The organism is Moorena producens 3L, from assembly GCF_000211815.1.
Taxonomy (GTDB): domain Bacteria; phylum Cyanobacteriota; class Cyanobacteriia; order Cyanobacteriales; family Coleofasciculaceae; genus Moorena; species Moorena producens.
The window spans coordinates 1-1,406 of the sequence record NZ_GL890824.1 but is presented as its reverse complement, the minus strand read 5'-3'; the positions used below and the strand labels follow the sequence as shown (position 1 = coordinate 1,406).

Below are 1,406 nucleotides of genomic sequence, written 5' to 3'. Positions count from 1 at the left end.
AATCAAGCTCAAAGGGGGGTAAGAGGTCCAACCGGCTTCGGGAGCACTTACGAAAAAACTACTCATTAACAGCAAACCCCCCACAGCATTCATCCAGAATGCCACTGCATTCAGCTTGGGGAATGCCATATCCTTTGCCCCAATCATCAAGGGAATCAGATAGTTAGCAAAAGCAGCACCAGCCGGGATAATCCATAGGAACAACATAATTGTTCCGTGCATGGTGAACACTCGGTTGTAGGTTAAAGGGCTCAATAAATCCGGGTCTGGTGTGGCCAACTCAGTGCGAATTAATCCAGCTAATGCGCCACCGATGAAATAGAACACAAATGAAGTGACCAGGTATTGAATCCCAATCACTTTATGGTCGGTATTGAACGTGAAGTAATCTTGCCAACGCCGCTCATGTTCTTCAACATGACCAGCATCCTTTACCGATTCCGGTTTTTCTAATTGCGTCGTCATGGGATAGTGGAGGTGTGATGGACTAAAAGGATAGGCAACAGCCAAAATTAAGAATGTAGAATTTAGAATTTAGAATTTAGAATGTAGAATTTAGAATTTAGAATTTAGAATTTAGAATTTAGAATGTAGAATTTAGAATTTAGAATTTAGAATTTAGAATTTAGAATTTAGAATTTAGAATTTAGAAGGTCGAATCAATAATTAAGAAGGTCTAAGGTCTAAGGTCTAAGGTCTAAGGTCTAAGGTCGAATGAATAATTAAGACTGTAGACTGTAGACTGTAGACTGAACTAATTCTTCATTCTTCATTCTTCATTCTTCATTCTTCATTCTTCATTCTTCATTCTTCATTCTTCATTCTTCATTCTAAATTCTTCATTCTTCATTCTTCATTCTTCATTCTTCATTCTTCATTCTTCATTCTAAATTCTAAATTCTTCATTCTTCATTATTACCATTCCTCCAACAAAACATCTGGCAAACTACCAAGCATTTCATCCCAAGTATTACAAGCCTGTAATGCTTCGATAACTATAGGAAGTGGTTCAGAAAAAATGTTAGGAAAGTCAGCTTCTGCGGGAAATCGAATGCTGAAGGCTAATTGCTCCTTTGGGGGATTAAATTGAGCATTAATTCCCTCACGGTTTCCTCTGGGATCAATTCGATACCAACCGAATTCAGCTAAGTAAACAGCATTGAGACCATGCAAACTGTAAGGCTCACCATCGTCATTAATACTTAAGCGTTGATAACAAAAGCCTGCTGGAATTCCATTGGCTCGTAATAGAGCAGCTAGCAAATGGCTTTTTGCATAACAATAACCGGTTTTATGCTTAAGTACATCCGAGGCACGACAGGTGACAGGGTTCATTTTATAGTCAACGCTATGACAAATTTGATCGCGAACCCACTCAAAACAGGCTTTGCGATCGCATTCGATGT

General features: G+C 38.8%; 2 protein-coding genes. Both read right to left on the bottom strand.

Annotated elements, in window-relative coordinates; all coding sequences use genetic code 11:
• Nucleotides 1-465, bottom strand: a 465-nt coding sequence (locus LYNGBM3L_RS02950; RefSeq protein ID WP_008178895.1) for a cbb3-type cytochrome c oxidase subunit I, incomplete at its 3' end; no start/stop codon positions are given.
• A 450-nt stretch (nt 466-915) separates the two neighbouring features.
• A partial coding sequence (locus tag LYNGBM3L_RS02945; protein WP_008178892.1) for a transglutaminase-like domain-containing protein occupies nt 916-1,406 on the bottom strand: 491 nt, incomplete at its 5' end.